The sequence below is a fragment of the Thalassolituus sp. LLYu03 genome, from assembly GCF_050507655.1.
Lineage (GTDB): Bacteria > Pseudomonadota > Gammaproteobacteria > Pseudomonadales > Oceanobacteraceae > Venatoribacter.
In genome coordinates, this window is record NZ_CP191496.1 from 3165029 (window position 1) to 3183569 (window position 18541).

The 18541-nt window shown below is 48.5% G+C and carries 2 protein-coding genes (1 of these 2 only partly in view); both read right to left on the reverse strand.

The features are described 5' to 3' along the window. On the reverse strand, positions 1 to 17566 hold the beginning of the coding sequence (locus tag ACQUQU_RS14165) for an Ig-like domain-containing protein (RefSeq protein WP_430460354.1). It extends 18356 nt beyond the left edge of the window; 17566 of the gene's 35922 nt are visible here — the first part of the coding sequence; it begins with the start codon at positions 17564 to 17566; its stop codon lies beyond the left edge, outside the window. 204 nt (positions 17567 to 17770) lie between these two features. Then, the gene (locus tag ACQUQU_RS14170) at positions 17771 to 18427 is read right to left on the reverse strand and encodes a carbonic anhydrase (protein WP_430460355.1); all 657 of its coding nucleotides are present in this window, start codon (positions 18425 to 18427) and stop codon (positions 17771 to 17773) included. Positions 18428 to 18541 lie beyond the last annotated feature (114 nt).

Sequence of the window (18541 nt, forward strand, 5' to 3'; positions counted from 1 at the left end):
TACCTGAACTCGCGGTTATATGATGGCCGCCAGTAACGTCGCCACTGTTAATATCCAGTTTGAACTGAACATTTTCCGGGGAGTCGGTATAGAACACAGCACCAGCATAAAACGCTTTGCGCCCTTCATTGCTCAGCAGCAAGTGATGCTCGCCGGCAGCGAGATTCAGCATCTGCAAGGTGCCTGATGGAATTTCAGCGGTTTCGTCATCGATAACCACCACAGGTATATCGTAGTTATCCAACTGTGCAGTCAGTTGCCCATCAGCAAAAGCACGTCCTTTAATAACAATCGCACTGCTGAAATCATCAGCAAAAATCTGGTTATTCTGCAGATAATGAATTTCCGGAATACGGGCACTGTGTCCAAACACAGTGAAGTGTTCGATATGCTGCGTCCAAAGGTTAGTACCACGAATGGTCTCCAGATCATTCACGCTCAGGGTGTATTCACCAGGCTCACGGCTGAACTGAATTTCGAACTGCGTGGCGCTGCCATCACGGCCGTCGACAGCAACCCACTCAGCAGGAACAGCAAAAGTCTCATTACTGTTGCTGCTGTGACGAACCAGAGTGAATGCATCAGCATGTGCTGTGGAATCGACACTGATGGACTCGTTAAAGCGGATAATCAGAGGTTCATTTTCATTAAGTGACAAACCACCGTCAGCCTGAGTGCTGATCCCGGTAACAAACGCACCCGGCAATTCCATGGCGCGCAGGCCATTTTCGCCTGACGCAACGAGTAAGCGGTTTTTATAAATATCCGTGCCAAAGGCCAGTTCGGTATTACCGGCGCTGATGATCTGTGGATGCTGTGGATCATTCAGACTGACCACAACCACAGAGCCCGACTCACCGGACATAAACAACAGATTACCGACCACGCTCACACGGGTCACGGTAGCTGCTACATCCTGCAATTCTGCCGAAGTAGAAATACGTATGCGCTCGTCGCTGTCCATATCCAGCAACTCAACACCGTACTCACCCAGCGCCACGACCAGGTAATGATCAAAGTAGGCGATATCGGCAATGGCGGCATCAAAGGCATAGGAACGGGTCAGGACAGGATCAAGCAGATTCACAGCTGTCAGATTCTGCGCACCGTCATAGTCACCGAGTGAGCTTGCTTCACCGGTGACTACTCGGGCGGCGTTCACGCCTTTCCAACGACCGCAGATTTCACGCGGGAATTTCGGACTGAAGCCCTGCACACCACCACCCAGCAACCATTCGCCTTTAAGAGCAATGGCTGCACCGGTTTCCAGCGCCGGATCGGGGAGCTTCACCGGATCTTCTGCACTGATGTAGCTGAAATGCATGGCATCGTGGAAGCCACCCCATTCACCTTCACCATTGCACAAAGGCATAAGTATTTTGACCATGCCCGACGCAGCAGTCACAGCGGTAAACAGGCTGTTGCCCTGCTTAACGAGATCGGTATACAGGTATTCGTTTTCGTTGCCGCCGATTTCGTTAATCAGCTGCATGCCGTTCTGTTCGTCAAGATTCAGGCGGGAAATACCCGCTGTGCCGTTCGCCACATACAGACGTTTGCGCTGAACACCTTCTTCGTATTCCTCGACGGCCTGCAAATTCAGCGAGTCGAGACTGGTGGCAATATATTCGTAAGCGACCTTACTGAGTTGCTCTTCTTCTTCCTGCGTCAGCGGCTCACCCATGCCAATCATTTCACTGAGCTGCTTGGCTTCCAGAGCCCTACGCACAACGTCGCGCGCGAGGCGTACCTGGCCTTCCTCTCCGGCAGGCAGGTTACCCACACCGCCTACCTGCAGAATATGGGTTTCACCCTGCACGTCGTAACTGACGGCACGCAGTGCATCCGGCAAGCGAACGCCGTTGTAATCTTTGTGCTGCAGCTCCCACAGATCTTTGTCATAACGACCAAATGCTTCAGTGAAGAAGCCGGAGGTGGCGATAGCAACACCGGTATCCTGATCAACAGTCACAGCTGTCGGGTGTGTCAGTGCCGCTGTGGCCTGTGCCAGTGGCCGCAAGCCATAACCAAAACCGCTTTCTTCAGGTAGTTCCGCTTTTTGCTGATAACGGTTTGTCATCAGCACAGGCTGGCGACCTGTGACGCCGCGCGGCGTATAGGCAATCAGCTTACGGGAGGAAATGACGTCAATATTAGTCACCGGAGCCGAGCCAATCAGCATATGTATGCCATCAGCCACGGTATTGCCAGGCTCAAAACCGGTACCGGTAATTTCTATACGCGTGCCGCCGGCCAGTGGCCCCCACTGTGGAATAACCGAGTGAAGCGTGAGAGGAGCATCCACTGCAACAGCACCCAGCAGGCGAGTGGTCTCCCAGAGGCCGTAGCGATTGATATCAACACGAACATCGTAATAACCCGGAATATTCAGTGCCGGGCTGGTCCCATAGAGAATACCAACCCGCTCTTCCTCGTCATTGCTTTCCAGCGAAGTAATGCTGATTGGCTGATCGCCGATCCAGGCGCGGACACGGGCTTTATCCAGAGGTAAGCCATGCACAGATATAGTGACGTCCAAGGTTTTACCCACGGTCTGCCGGCGTGGCAATACACTGTCGATCCAGAGATCGGCAGCTGTTCGTCCGCGGTAAATAAAGGTCTGAGTCTGAGTTTTCTTGAGTTTATACAGGCTGATGACATTGGTTTCTGTCAGGGGTTTTACGGACGCAAGGCCTGCATCTATCGTCACAACCAGCCTGTTACCAACGGTTAATCCGGAAACATCGGTTAATGTGATCTCCGCCTGATTACCATTAATATCAAGTGCAAATGGCAGTGCCTGCCCCTGATCATCGGTCACATGGAAGCGTTGCTCATTTGGCGCATAAAGATCAATCGCTTTACTGAAGCGGAAAATGGCCCGCACTTTGTCATCAGCATCGTAATCAAGAATGCCGCTGACCGGATCAACATGGAAAAGCTTAAGTTCAGAGTCAGGAATTACCTGGATTGCACCATAAGCAGAGTTCCAGCCACCGGAAACCACAGACGCTGACAAAGCAACCACATGACGGCTGCTCATATCGTTGAAAGCGTCCAGCATAGAAACATACTGAGGTGCGGACGGCACAGTAATGTCGATTACGGCAATGCCTTTGTCGCCAACTGCTGCATACAACATGTGACCCGATATATCGATATCGTAAACATGGCCAATATTGCTCAAGCGGGCAATCACTTTAGGCGCAGTCACATTGCTGATATCAACGACCACCAGACCGCGCTTACCCGCGGCCAGATAGGCAATGTTCTCTTTCACCCGCACCCGTGAGGCCGGAATATCCAGAGAGGAAATTTCTGTCAGTCCTGCATCCTGACGGCTGACCAGATGGAAACCACCAGCCCCTGACACTTCATCACTCAGCAGTTGCTGCGCAGGGTAAGACCAGTCGCCGGCGACCGCCACATAAACCGGCTGCCCCTGATAACTTTCGGTAGCACGACGCACATCCAGTGTTGGCAATGCAGTAGACAGTGACCCCCAATCCATAAGATAGGCTTTATAAGGCAGGTAAGCGTCTACCAGACCCAGACCATTTTTGCCCAGAGTGGTCAGCACCTGGTTGTTCTCAACCAGTAATCCGCGAGCCATATCGCCCGGCAGTGGCAGTTCGCGAACAATATTGGCTTCTGTCAGATCGTCGCTGACAGCCAGCACCACCAGCTTACTGTCTGAGAAGCCATTACCCGAAGGCTTGGCCATTGCCATGTAAACCAGATCATTGCCACGCTCGAAATATCCCTGTACGCCGAGAATGTGATAGCCGTCGGTCGCACGCCAGTTAAAGACGATGCGATCATCAATATCATCATTATTAAGGTCAATAACCCGACGCAGATCATCCGGATTCAACGGATCACGGATAATTTCCTGACCATCTTCATCGTACTCAATATTATTCGCCGTCCATGCCGACGGATCGATATTGATAATGCGCAGAGACTGTCCGGCAGCAACCATCATATAAGTAGCTGACGGATCAATCGCCATCGCCGTCACCTGGCCGGTCTGGATTTCCGACTGGATTGGCTGCTGATAGGTGTAAGCGTCTTCGAGAATGTCTTCCTGACCATCGCTCAGAACGACCCGCACACTGACCTTGCCCAGCTGCCCCGGTGGGGTGAGTAATTGCAGACGATTATTCGCAACTAATTTGAAATTTTCCTGCGCAGCCTGCTGATTGCCAAAGAAAACCTGAATTTGCTCGACATCCGGCGGCAGTCCATCGGCTGTCAGTTCAAGAGTCTGATAGCCCTCCAGCGTGCCCTCATCTGGTGAAATCGACTGAAGATCCAGAGGTTTAACGTAGACAAATTTGCCGAGCGCCGACCAGCTGCGCCCCATAGCATCAGCGATATCCACCCCAACAGGTCCGACCTGACCCGGTGGTACCTCAACCTGATAGCGCGCACTGTTGGCGGCAACGGGTTCTGTACTGAGCAAATTACACAGTTTGCCACCGATAAAGAATTGTGGTGACTCGGCATTGGCAAGTGTAATAACAACCTGATCCCCCAGTGTTGATACCGAAGTTTTATCGGCGCCCAGCCATTCAATATCTGCGCCACGGTAAGCCGCGGTAGAGAAGCTGAGCACGAGGTCGGTCAGGCCCTCGGTGCGACGGGATGCCTTAACACCAGAAATACGCAGCTGATAACGGGTATTTGCATCAAGCTCCTGATTCGGTGTGAGCCATAACTCCCGGGCATTTTCAGGGTTAATATCCAGCTCAAAAGTGAGACTTTCGCCACTTTCGTCACCCGTCACTCGAATCAGCTGCAAATAGTCTTTGAGCGACCCAACACCTTCGAATGGCATGGTCCAGAGCAGGCGAATACGCGCGTCCTGCGCAACCGATGCGGAACCATCTTGCGGCCAGGAGGAAACCAGATCCTGAATATGGGTATCGACAATATCCAGAATACTATTTTCATCGGATACAACAGCCGTTGCCACAATTCCATCAGCGGAGTAAATAAATGGACCGTAATGATTAATAGTGCAACCTGATGGCAGGTTGGTTTCAATATCCAGGATCTTTTCAACAGTTCCTGTATCTTCCGCACCGTCGGCCAACAGCATCATAGTGTCGAGCAGATACGGATTTTGATATTCAGCAAAATCCATAGCAGATAAATAGTAAACGTTACTGTTTTCCGAGCACTTTCGCTTGTTCAACTTAACGGCGGCCGTTGACCAACCGTCCAGCGCCAACGCGCCACGCTCATAAAAAACATCACCGAAATCTTCGAACTGCCCCGCCAGGCGCCATTGATCTGTAGCTGGCCGCTGATAAATATTGAAATCATTATTCAGGTGAACGCCATCCGGATATACACCAGCCTGCAGACCGTGTACGGGAAGAATATCGACCTGTGGTGTCGATGCCTTAGTTAAATCAAAGACGAACCATGCATTTTTATCTGAACCCGTTCCTACGAATAATTCACTGCCTTTAATGTACAGTTGGTTAATAACCGGTTTGCGGGCTCCCTGACTGGTCTGAATCTTACTAATACTGTTAATAAGGCCAGGTCGGGCAGGATTAGCTAATGACAGCAGGTGAATACCCTGGTTTTTCTCAGCAACAATCAGAAGATCGCCCTGAGCTTCTGTGTAGAATTCAGATCCGTTATCGGTCGGCAGAGGAATCGCATTAATAAAGTTTCGGTCTTCGCCTTCTGCCTGCTCTGTACCATCCGAATCACCCGGTAAGCGCTTAACCGTACGGTATACCAACAGCCAATCACGGCCTTCATATGTAGTATCAAATCCGGCATAGCGTCGGCCTTTGGCAACAACGTACAGATAATCGCCGTGGCGCTGCATGGCGCGAGGTTCAAGATCCGCCGGCATATCGTAATAGCCAAGACCATGCATAGGTGCTGCATTACCTAAATCATCACGTTCGTAATGCACCAGAGCAAGCCAGCCACGATAACTGCCCTGATTGAGTTGCAGCTCGCTGTTAATGCCGGAAAGACTAGCCTGAGGGGCACGGCCAAGTACATAAAACAACTGCAAATCGGCATCAGACTCTATATCCACTACCCGCCCATAGGGCAACATGGAGGGCTGAACAGAATAATCATCTTGCATATCGACCGGCGGCTTTTCACGGGTTTCTATGCGGGCATCGGTCACCATTGCGCCAAAGAAAACCGCCTGAGGTATGACGATTTTCCTCTGACCATCCACCACTTCAAGGGTTACAAAACCACGGAAGGATTTACCGAAATCCGGCAAAGTCCACAGCATCTGCTCAGCACTTTTCAGAATCAGTCGATCATTATCAATATAGTCTGTCGCCGCTTTTTCTTTCTGACCAAACGGATATGCGGTCACTGTCGTTGAGCGACTAAAACCATAGCCAATAATTTCTGCCCGATCATTTATTCCGTTCTGGTTAACGTGTACAACTGCCGGATTAACAAAACTGACGCGCAGATCATCCGTGTAGGTTACAGCCCCAACTACAGTAGTCGTAATACTCCACTTATTAGTGATTTCAAGCGTGGCCGGACCCGCGTAGTTAGCAGGTGCAATAACGGTAATACGATACTGACGACGGTCAGCGTCAATAACCTCAACAGAGGAAATGACAGCGTCACGCCCGCCAATGTTCACAGATTGAATATCGGTAAAGCCGAAACCGACAATCTCAACAAGGTCTCCGCCCTGAGTGCTGACAGTCGCCGGTGATATAGCTTCAATGACCGGAACCTCAGCTGCAGGATCAGCGATCGTTGTGAACGAAAACTCATAACTCTGAGCCATAGCACCACCGGTTATCGGCTGCATACCCGGCTCAATGTGCACAACGTAGCGGGTGTTGTATTGCAGAGTTTCTGAATCTTTGCGGGTAAGAACCAGCAAGCGGGAAGAATCCCCTTCAACATCGCTGGTAGAAACCGAAATATCAAAAAGATCGGTCACATCCTGACCGAAACCAGCAGCACCAGACCACACAGAAATGTATTGCTGATAATTTTCGCTAATATCCACAGGGTGCGATATACGGATGTTAATCGCCGCAAGATCTGCTGCTACGTTTTGATCATTACTGCCTGGCGTATGACTGATTACGGTCAAACTGTTCAGTTCTAGCTGCTTAAGCCCCTGACGTCCGGCAGCCACGTAGATTTCGTCATAGGCAAGTGCAATCCCTCGCGCGCCAACGTCTTCAGATGTTGGCTTACGGTGAGTAACTGCATTGCGCGTTTCAAAGTATTCGAAGCTTCTGAGTGCTGAAGTGTCGATAATTTCTATTGAAGATTGCTCCGGCTTATCCTCCTGATCGGAATAATTCACCGTTACATAGGCAAGGCCAGCAATAACCTTAAGATCATAAATACCATCGAATTCAAAATCTTCCCGGCCATGAGATAACTCATAGGCGAATACATGGCGAAGGTTATGCGGATCTGAAATATCGATCACATTCAGCTGTGCCTGCGTACCAGACCCTGCCATATTAGCTACATAAAGCAGATTTCCTTCTGCAGCCAGCCTGTTGGCTACTCCGAGAGTATCGAATACATCGACTACCGGAAGATCCGGATGGGTAATGTCGACAACAACAACGCCCTGCTCTGAGGCGGCTATGTATGCGTAGTGGCCAAGGATAAGCACATCACGGGCAAAACCATCTGGCTTCACATAACCCGTGCGATAAGGTGTTGCAAGATCGCTGACGTTGAACGCAATTACCCCACCCTCACCGTTAGCAACTAGTGCCAGTTCACCGGATAAATCCAGACCATAGACTTCATCGAACGGTAAATCTGCGCGCCCTTTCAGCAAGTACGGCAAGCCAAACTGATTATCGCCATTCTGATGATTAAAAATCAGCAGCTCAGAAGCGCCGTAGCTATCAAATCTACCAGCAGAGTTGCTGGCGTCAATTTGCTCTTTCAGCGCTTTTACAAATTCATTGTCAGTTGCGTCCTGAGTGCCGGCATATGAGGCGCCAACTGCTGATTTACCTGCAAATACCGCGGCAGACATAGCTTTAATTTCAGCAATCGTACCAGCGAAGACTTCTGCAGCACCATTCAGATTGTCTGAATACGCGTATGTCACACCAGCAGAAGTTTCTGACTGATCAGACTGACCGATATTGTATAAGCCAGTCCAGGATGACTTTTCGTTATCTCTGATGTTACCCAAGCCACTTTCTGTGACATATGGGCTGACGGTAGACCAGGATACAAGCAAACTTCCGTTCTCTTCACCTGCGGAATACTGATCGACAGCGGTATAGAATACATCAGCAGCAACATTCCTGGTCGAGTCACTGCGTCCCGGCTGAATAAACAACTGGCGGCTGAAAGCCATGCCAATTTCGCCATAGGCAGACACAACCTGAGGAGAAGAGTCTCCAGGCGTATCAACCCATGCATCCATGCGCAATCTCTGAACGCTGCCGTCGTCATGGCTCAGAACCTGACCAGAGGCAAAATCATAACTGTACACGTAATAGTAGTTTTCCGGCTCACTGTGGACTTCCGTGTCTTTCAGGCGACTGTCATCGTTAATCAGCTCAACCAGTTGCGAAGTAAGCGTGCGCCATTCGCCAGTTTCCAGTTGCTCTTCGCGCGCAAGATTCATAAACACATGGCGGTCTGCCGGATTGCCGATATCTTCAACGGCAACTAGTAAGCGCAACGATTCTTCTTCATGTCCTGCCGTTAGCGTAACAATATCACCACTCACAGGTGCCAGAATGTAAGGTTTTGGTTTAACAGTATCGTCAATCTGTTTAATAAACAGTGGCTGAGATTTACCTTCCAGCCCCATACGATCATAGGCGACAGCCTGCAGTACTGCCCCGCTGATACCTTCAGGAAGAATAATATAAGCCGCATACTTATTCTCAGCGGCGTTATACCCCTCAGCCAGAGTCATATTCTGATAAATTGAATCAACTAGGATGTCGTTTACGAAAAAGTCAACGCGCTGAACTCCGTCAGAACCGAGATCGTCATTAACCTCCGCAACAACTCTTAATGTCTGCCCTTCTATAACGGCAGAGTTCCCATTGATAGGATCTACAATTGAAACCTGTGGTGCTTTGTTTTCATTAACGATAAAACTCAGATTACCGCCAAGATCTGACCAATTTCCTTCATAATCTTTTGCTTTCGCCCGGAACTTGAGTTCGCTGCCAACGTCCTGACGGATCTGGAACGGGTACTGGAAAGGTGCAGCATAATCACTGCCCACCAAAGTATAGGAGCCATCTTTGTTAAGACGATAAAGCTCTGCAGAATCAACACCGAATTCATCAGAAGCAATCACAGTAATCGTTACATCACGTCCCTTGGTCAGCCCGTCCTCCGTACTGATTGCATATCCACGCTGATCCAGAACCCCAATGCTGGCAATTTCCGGTGGCAGATTACGCTTAATAATCAGAGGAGTTTCAAAGTCACTCTGGTTTCCAGCACCGTCTGTTGCTGTGATACGGAACGTGGCCGACAACTCTTCAGGAAGATTCTCTTGCGTACCCAAATAGTGAGCAATCGTTTTAACAGGAACACGTCCAAAATAGGGTGCTGAGGTACTCAGTGCTGAAGCAACGGATTTACCGTTTACGATAAAATCAACACGAACAGATGCAACTTCCACATTATCGATTACCACAGCATCGAAGCTTAAATCACGATCTTCTACTATGAAGGTTGTATCGCCGGGCTGTGGTTGGCGCAGAGTAATCGACGGAGGCTGAGTATCCTGTTGAACGGAAAGAGTTACAGCATTTGCAGAAGAAGCGGATCTTGCTGCTTTCCCACCATAAACCTGCTCTACAGCTTGTGCATTCAGAACCAGCGGTGTCCCTGCCTGACCATATGGAATTTTAACGGCAAATTCATATGGGTAATCACTATCAACGAGAGACTTATTACCATTAATCATACCGTCAACAGTGATACTGGATTGGCGGATACCGATATCATCCGTGGCATTTACTTCAACGAGTATAGTCTGACCTTCAGTAAAAATAGCGCCATTGGCTGGCGAGGCAATAGTAACGACAGGTTTTTCGTCTTCGACGATAAACAATGACAACCGCTCTGAAACACGGTGTTTATCCAGATCGCCTATGCGGTCGCCATAGGTATCAACCGCTTCCGCAACCAGAATAAGCTGGTTATGCTCAGAGTCCGGAATATACGCAGGCACATCCACCAGATAGTTATATGGTCCACCGGAGATTTTCAGCTCTGATATTTTATCCGCTTCTGTCTCGCTTGCGTGATATGCAGTCAGACGCACGTAGGCCAGGCCAACATCATCAAATCCATGAACATTGACATACAGACGGTTACCTTCAACAACAGAAGCACCCGGCAGCGGTTCAGCAAAGTCAATAACCGGACGCTCATCTGTACGAACAGGAAAGCTTGAATAGCTGAAATTTTCATTACCGTTAGAGTCAACAACACGGATTCTGACCCGGTAATCTATCCGGTAATTTTCATTGAACTTATCTATCAAATCAGGGGACAAAATCGTCAGAATTTCGGGAATAGAAGGTACGTGAAGCTTTTTGTCATAGACAGGCGTATCAATATTTTCAACACTTACCGGAACGGAATCAACCGCAGGTATATTGTCGATGGTTAGCAGAAGATTTGGCCAGTCTCCATCGACATATTGTCCATCTGGCAGACTGATTCCATATCCCTGATAAACCTCTATACGAGAAACCTTGACGTTATCGTATGCGGATAAGGATAGCGTGAAATCTGTGTTCTCTATCGGTGCATAAGCGAAATCAGGCTGCCAGATAACAACCTCAGGTTTTATTTCGTCAGGCGCGGCTACAACGGTAACAACATGACTGCTCAGCGCTCCCTTTTTATCCTGTATTACTGCCTTGATTTCAAGGGGTTCGGACACACGTACAATGCCTTCAGGCATGCTGAATGAGCCATAGTACACCCCCGAATTTTTGCTATCAGGACGGCCGTATTCCGCGGCCGTTTTCTGGTCATACAAGGATTCGAGTTCGTCATATATCTCATCAAAAGCGGAGTTTGCACTGCTACCGTCGTAGGGCCGCCACTTGGTGGCAACACGAACACCGCCAACAAACAGAGTTATATCCGACTCTGGTTTTATTTCGCTATCATCTGCAAAAGCAACCACAGCCTGTAACTGGATAGCACCCGCGACTATGTATTGACCGTTCTTCGGTGCAAACAAACGAACCTGAGGCTGGATGTTTTCACGTGGATGAACGATAAAGCTTATGGACGAGGTTTTTCCATTAACATCCTCTGCCTCTGCAATATATTCAGTCGGTTCAGCCTGATCGAACAAAACCTCACGTGAAACGCCCCCTTGTTTTATCCACAAAGAGCCGCAGGCGGACCTATAATCTTTAACCTCACCAATCAGGATTTTCTCACCCGTTCTGGTTAAACGGCTCAGACGGTAATTGGCCAGACCAACGTCGTCACTGAGACTAAAAGTAACTTTGAATTTTTCGCCATTGGCAACCCAGAACTCACCATAATTCAGGCGGGCCTTATCTTTGATCTCGTTCTCAGAATCTTTGAATTCTGCCCATCCAATAACTGGCTTGAGATCCTGCCCAGCTATAAGATCAAAAGTTTTAACTGTTTTATTACCCGATACATCCCCCAGACTCAGGGTAAGCGTATATGTTCCTTCCGAAAATTTGCCAGGATGCTGATAAACTAAACTGTCACTATCAGAAAGGTATTTCCCATGATAGGCGAGAACGTTCTCACCATTCAGTGAAACCAGAACGTCATCAATACCAAGCGTATTATCGAGCGCGTTAATATTGAGCCGGACTCTCTCATTAGGCTTCACATTCGATAGCAGACCATCGACAACAACACCCGGATCTGTAGAGTCCTGGCTTACTGACCGGGTAGTTACCACTACAGGTGTTACACCGCCGCGCTTATTACTGACGGCGTCAATCGCGTAGGAGACTAATGATACAGGTTTAGTATCAACAACTTCCGGAATCAGCAGATTCCGGTACTTATTAATTTCTCCAGAGTTGTATGTAGCGTCTGCACCAAGCGATACAAAAGCTAACCCATCATCTGCAGCATCATCTCTCAACCAGATAACGATCGGATATCGGCTTGAATCGGCAGAGGCATAGTCCATCAACTCCTTCACACCATTGACGGTCGCTTTATCAAAGCCATCAACCTGCTGCTCAATGGCTCTGACCGGAACATCTGGATTGTCGATATCAATGCGATAAGAGTGAATACCTTTGCCACTATTCAGTTCTTGCAGAAGATCCTCAAGATCGGCAACCTTTACCTGTTTTACACTATCGAAATGGCACTGATCAGAAGCACGAATGGTAACAGTAACCAGATCATCCAAAGGCATTCCGGCAAGAGACTTTATATTTTCTTTTTTATAACCGTAGGCAACTCCCAGTTTGCCTGACTCGATACGGAGTAAATCGCCATAGGTTCCGGTAATTGTAAACGCGGCTGCCGACGGGTACTCAGAATAATCTATCCAGCTGATAATGTTTTTATAAATGGGTGACGTCAGCCTGGATTTAAAACCCTCTCCGGATTCCTCAATCTTTTCCTCATATTCATAAGCAACATTAACAGCACGACTGGCGCTGGATATACCGCTCAGACTGGTATAAAAGCTTCCATGATAAACCGGATATTCGGCTGTATTGTCAGTGAGATGCAACTGATAAAGTGACGTACCGCCAGCAAGCATATCCGGCGATGGATACATCCCTGACAAAGTAATTTCCGGCTGAGGATCCTCCTCAACCTGAATTGATAGAACGGATTCCTGCAGGTTTCCTGCAACATCGCTCGCACGAACGATAAACTGCAACAAACCAATACCGTTTTGTTCGATATAGGTCGTGAAATCCAATACAACATCGGCTAAAACATAAGATGAATCTCCGATATCATCTACCGTTTTTAGCGCTTTCTCAATACCATCCTGATACCGGACACTGAGACTGACTTCCTTAAGCAGCGTTTCATCCGTGACTTCAATATTGGTTTTAAAATTTTGGTACTGATATATGGGGCTATTGTAATTGAAAAAGCGTACTACAGGTGGCGTGGAATCCTTCAGAACAAACAGATCATAGACTTCGGAGTAAACCTCGTTATCACCATTATCTGCCAGTAAAAACTGTAAAGGCAGGTGCTGCCCCTCGTAAGACGCCAGCTCATCATTCAGGACAAATTTTCCATCAAATGTACGGCGATAGCGCTCCTGATAAACAATTTCACCAAACGTGCCTGGATTAGGCAGCTTGACGTTTTCTACGCCACCAGAGCTCATGAGCCCCACCCAGTCGAGATACAGGTAATCAGAGTCCGGAAGCGTTACACGAGCACGCAGATTCTGCACAGAAGTCTGAGCTTGCCATATATCCGTTGCAATATGCTTATTATCGATTGCAACTGCTTTAAAGGAGATTTTATCGCCAGGGCGACCTTCTAGCTGTAAAACCGACGGCGCAATAATATCAAGCGCTGGCGCTTCGTTATCAGCCAATACATCAATATTAAGAGGAACAATAGTCTCTTGGTCAGACGAGTCAATGGCATAGGCTTCGAGGGTAGCATCCCCCTGCTTACCGCTGATGACTCTGTAACTGCCATTAACGTATTCACCAAGAGGAATTACATTGTCATTGATTTTTCTGGCCAGCACTTCTTTATAGAGCAGATTACCGTCCCTGAGAACCTTATAGCCAACTTCCTTAAGCGCTATATCATCAGACGGCAATAGGGATACAGGTACAATCTCACCTTCATAGTAGGATGCGCCCAGGGCAGGCAAGCGCACAGACAAGGATGGCTTATTGTCAGAAACGAGCGCGTACCGCCAGTTACTGGACATTTTATTGCCATACAGATCCTCTGCAGTCAGTACTAATACAGCCTCTGACCCGGCCGAGCATCCAGCTGGGCATAGGATGCTTTTCAGATTGACCTGAAAACTACCATTAACCTCCTGCTTTTCATTAATATCATTTTCGCCAGCAACCTGTTTACCCGCAATGGACACTGACCAACTACTGATAACGGAACTATCAGATATTCGGTAGGAAAATGCATTCACCTGGGCCGGTATGATGTCACTGCCCTGAACCGGTGATAATAGAGAAAAAACCGGGGGATCAACATCGGACATGACTGCAATATTATATTCCTTGTAGCCCAGAACCGGATCAGATACTGCGGAATCATCAAAAGCTGTTACCCGCAATATTAACTGCGAATTTTCATTGGGAATATCCAGATCCTCTAGATCTGTCTCGAACGACTTAATGATACTGCTATTGGCAACAAGGCCGCTCTGCTGATCGATCACCTGTTCAGATAAAAGTTGTCCGTTGCGTTTTAAGGCTACTTTCAGCGCTGTCACTTTAACGTCATCGGTCGCCATTACCGAATATTTCAGCGTACCTTTCGGGTATATCTTGTCACTAAGAAGCTGCAGCCTGCTGACCACGGCGCCCTTATTCTTCTCAACTCTGATACTGACACTTTTATGCGTTTCATTTCCCTTGTAGTCTTTCACCACGGCCTCAACAGGGAAATTTTCATAACTGAGCGCCGACGAAACCTGCAACTCAGGAATGGTCAATAAAAAGGCGGAAGTATATTGGTTAACCGAAGCCGGCACCGGATTGACCGGAACCACCACTGTCTGCGACAGATCATGTGTCAGTTCATAGCCGTTCTCGAATTTCGCAACGCCAGAAATCCGCAATTCCGAGATACCAATATTGTCATAGGCGGAAAATTTCATGACCTGAACGGAAGACTCAGGGACACTTGCAGCTTGCATATTGCCCTCAATCAGGTCAATTTCCGGCGAAATCCATTCCAGAACCGGCGGTCGATCATCATGGCCTAAAGTCGTTTTTACTGTCTGACTCTCTCCGCGATGACCTTTACTGTCATAGGCCACAGCCCAAAAGGTGAGTACCTGTTCTTTTTCAATATCCTGCGGTGCTGTATATGTAAAAAGGTAGGGTAGGGTCCCGACAGTTTCCGTAAGATTACCATTCACATAGAACTCGACGCGCTCTACCGCAATGTCATCCTCTGCGGCAGCCTGAACGCGGATGGTCTCACCTTCAGTGATATATTGCCCCGGAACCGGAGAGACTACGGACACGCCGGGGGGCTGGTCGCCGATAACGGAGACTGCTATTGCTGGCGATTTAACATATTGGCCATTAGCGTCTGTCACCTTTACCTGAAAGCGGAGCTCATCACCAACTTTGGATTCCGGTACGGAATACTGATAACTATACTTATAGGTTGAAAATGCAAATGAACCTTTAAAGCGCTCGGGTAACTTATATTCTTCCTTCTCTGAGAACTCGGTTTCTATTTCGTCAAAGGTAATACGCTTCAAATCAGCCTGGCTATCGTCAACATACAGCCGGACTTCGGTTCCGTGATACAGAGTATCGTCGACGATATCGACCGATACATTAACCAAACCGCTTGCTGTAACCTGAAAGGACGGTTCAGGATTTTCAATCGATACCAAAGGTAAATTATTTTCTATTACCTTTACCAGATAAGACTCATCTTTATACGTAGTGCCATTGTTCAAACTCAGCTCTGCCCGCACCGGTAAAGAGGTGTATTCAACCGAAATCTCCGGCGCCCTCAACTCCGCCTGCCAGACTTCAAACATGTGCTTTTCAAGGTCGCCATTCTCACCGGTTGGCAGCATTCTTGGTTCAATGAGCGGATAGCTGATAACTTCTGACTTCTGGTCATCTATATACAGGGTAATTTTCTGAATATTTGAACGCGAATCGCCGTTCATATCCTGAGCCAACCCCAGATCGTAAGCGGCACGGTACCAATAGCGGCCACCCTCAACGACTGGCAGCGAAGAGCTTGGCGATTCATGTATATGCCCTGGATTGGTCGCAGTCTTCTCGTCCTCAACTGTGACTTTCAGTGGCTGCGACAAAACCACATGTCCGGCACTGTCCTCGGCGAGGACGTTGAATAAATAAGATTGACCATCCATCGATTCGACAATATTCATCGCCAGCTCATAAGGTGGCTGATCCCTGACGATAATTGGCTGCCCGTCCTTCAGAAAGGTGACTCGGCGAATTCCAACATCATCAGATACATTGGCACTCAACTCCAGGATCGAGCCAACAGCTACCTGCTTGGCACCAGAAATTACTGCAAGCGGAGGGGCGTCCTTAAACGCAATTGGCAGGTGAAAAACCTGCCCGGGCAATCTTGATGACTCAGCGTTCAGCAACACTGGAGCCGAGTCGCTAACTTCACTTCTCGACGATATCTTTTTACCCGACAACTCTAGATACGCACCACCACCATCAGGAAGAGACAACGTAAGCGGAAATTTTTCGTCGAGCTTTCTTAAACTTCCATCGTCATAGGAAACGGCCAAGGCAGGTAAATCCTGAAGCGTATTCAGCCCTTCAAGAACAGGAATCGTCCCTTGGTCATACCATACAATTGCAGTTACTTTTCTTGAGAAATCAAGCTGCACGGGCACCACAACCGACGGCCCGTCTGAATGCGTAATGGTAATGGTTTCACTGGGCGAGCTTTGCTCTTTTTTTGGATATAAAACGCCTTGCGCCGTAACTCCTATGAGCTCGGGATTACTCACCAGATACTGCAAACCACTACCCTTGCCGAACAAAGGCACATCACCGCGGTACTGATAAGAGCCAAGTGGAATAAGCTGAAATGAGTCCAGCATATCAGAGATGACTATCTCTCCGGCAGGAAAGGTCAGGGCCTTCAATTGATCGGTAATATTATCACCGGTATAACGGTATTCACTCAGAGAAGCCGTATTACCAGATGGGTCAGATACCACAGCATCAATAATTAATATCCCATCACTCTGTATTTCCATATCAGAAAGCTGGCGAATAAAATCTAATCTGGCCACTACACTGCCACTGCTCTCAGTGTCAGGATATATACGCCCTTTATAATCAATAAAAGCCTGAACAGTCGGGCTGTTAACTACGCCGCCCGCGTTACGCACTTCGCTGGCTTTAAAACCGCGAACAGAGAGATCGATAAAAGAAACATCCGTGTCGTCCACAGCGTTAATTTCGATGATGAGTGATTGCGCTCCGGTGGAAACGTCAATACCGATCTGCTGCAGACTTATTTCAGGTTGATTCTGCTCATACCGGTACTCTTCAGATAATATTTCAGTGTCACCACTATTGAAGATAACCTGTACAGATGCCTCGGCATAGTCGGCGAAGGTTGAAGATAAGCCATGAAATTCACAGGCTTGCGAACCGGCAGAAACCCGCACAGCGTCATAAACAGGATAGTCGGTTTCATTAAACCGAACGGAGGCGACGTCGGTGCAATCCGCAAGACGGGCAACGAACTGTTTAGAGGTTGGCAGGGTCGTTAGACGACCATCCAGTCGAATATCGCCTGTCGCAGAAAATGAAAACGGTGCGACACACAGCAGCCAAAGGGCTGCTAAAGAGCGAAAGCGCATAAAAATTCCCTTTTGCCGCTCCGAATCCTTCAGATTTTTACGCCAGGACGCGTAAGCTTTTCGTAAATTTACAAAAACGGGTGGAAATTACACCAAAGTCGTACGAGCGGTCAACAGGCTATTATTAACTTAGTCAGTCTTAGGGAATTAGTAGCAATATCGTGATGATGTGAATCTGTAATAGAAAAGTAATAAAAAAGGGGCTTAAAGCCCCTTGATGATGTCGGCGTACTGCACCTCGAAGTTCTTAAACTCGGTGCTGGTGCTGTCGCAGCAGCGGATGCCGCCGGTTTTGATGTTGTAGATCCAACCGTGAATCTGCACTTTGCCGGTCGCCAGTTTGGCGGCGACGGCCGGATGGGTGCGGATGTGCTGCACCTGTTGCAGTACGTTTTCTTCGATGGCTTCGTTCAGGTGTTCGTGGTCGAGGCAGGCGTCCGATGGAATGCCGTTGCGCTCACGCACAATTTCCATCGCTGAACGGCAGTGACCCAGCCATTCTTTTACGTGCGGCAGGCCTTTCAGTTTGCTCAGATCGAGCGCGCCCTTAATAGCACCGCAATCGGTGTGGCCGCAGATAATGATGTGGCGTACGCCCAGCATGGCGACCGCGTATTCGATGGAGGCGGTCATGCCACCGGTTTCGTTACTGTGCGGTGGCACAATATTACCGGCGTTACGGCAGATAAACAGGTCGCCCGGGTTAGAGCCGGTTAACAGGTTTGGGTCGATGCGGGAGTCGGAACAGGTAATAAACAGAATGTCTGGGTTCTGGCCGGTCGCCAGCGCACCGAACAGATCTTTGTGTTCCGGGTAGACGTTTTTCCGGAAGTTAATAACGCCTTGTACGATTTTATCCACGGTATTACCTCATTCGAATTGCGCCAAGGATACGGCATTACCCGTTACGGAAACATGAATTTTTTAACTCTGAAGTTGTGCCTGCCGCGACACAAAGCACCGCGGCAGGCACAG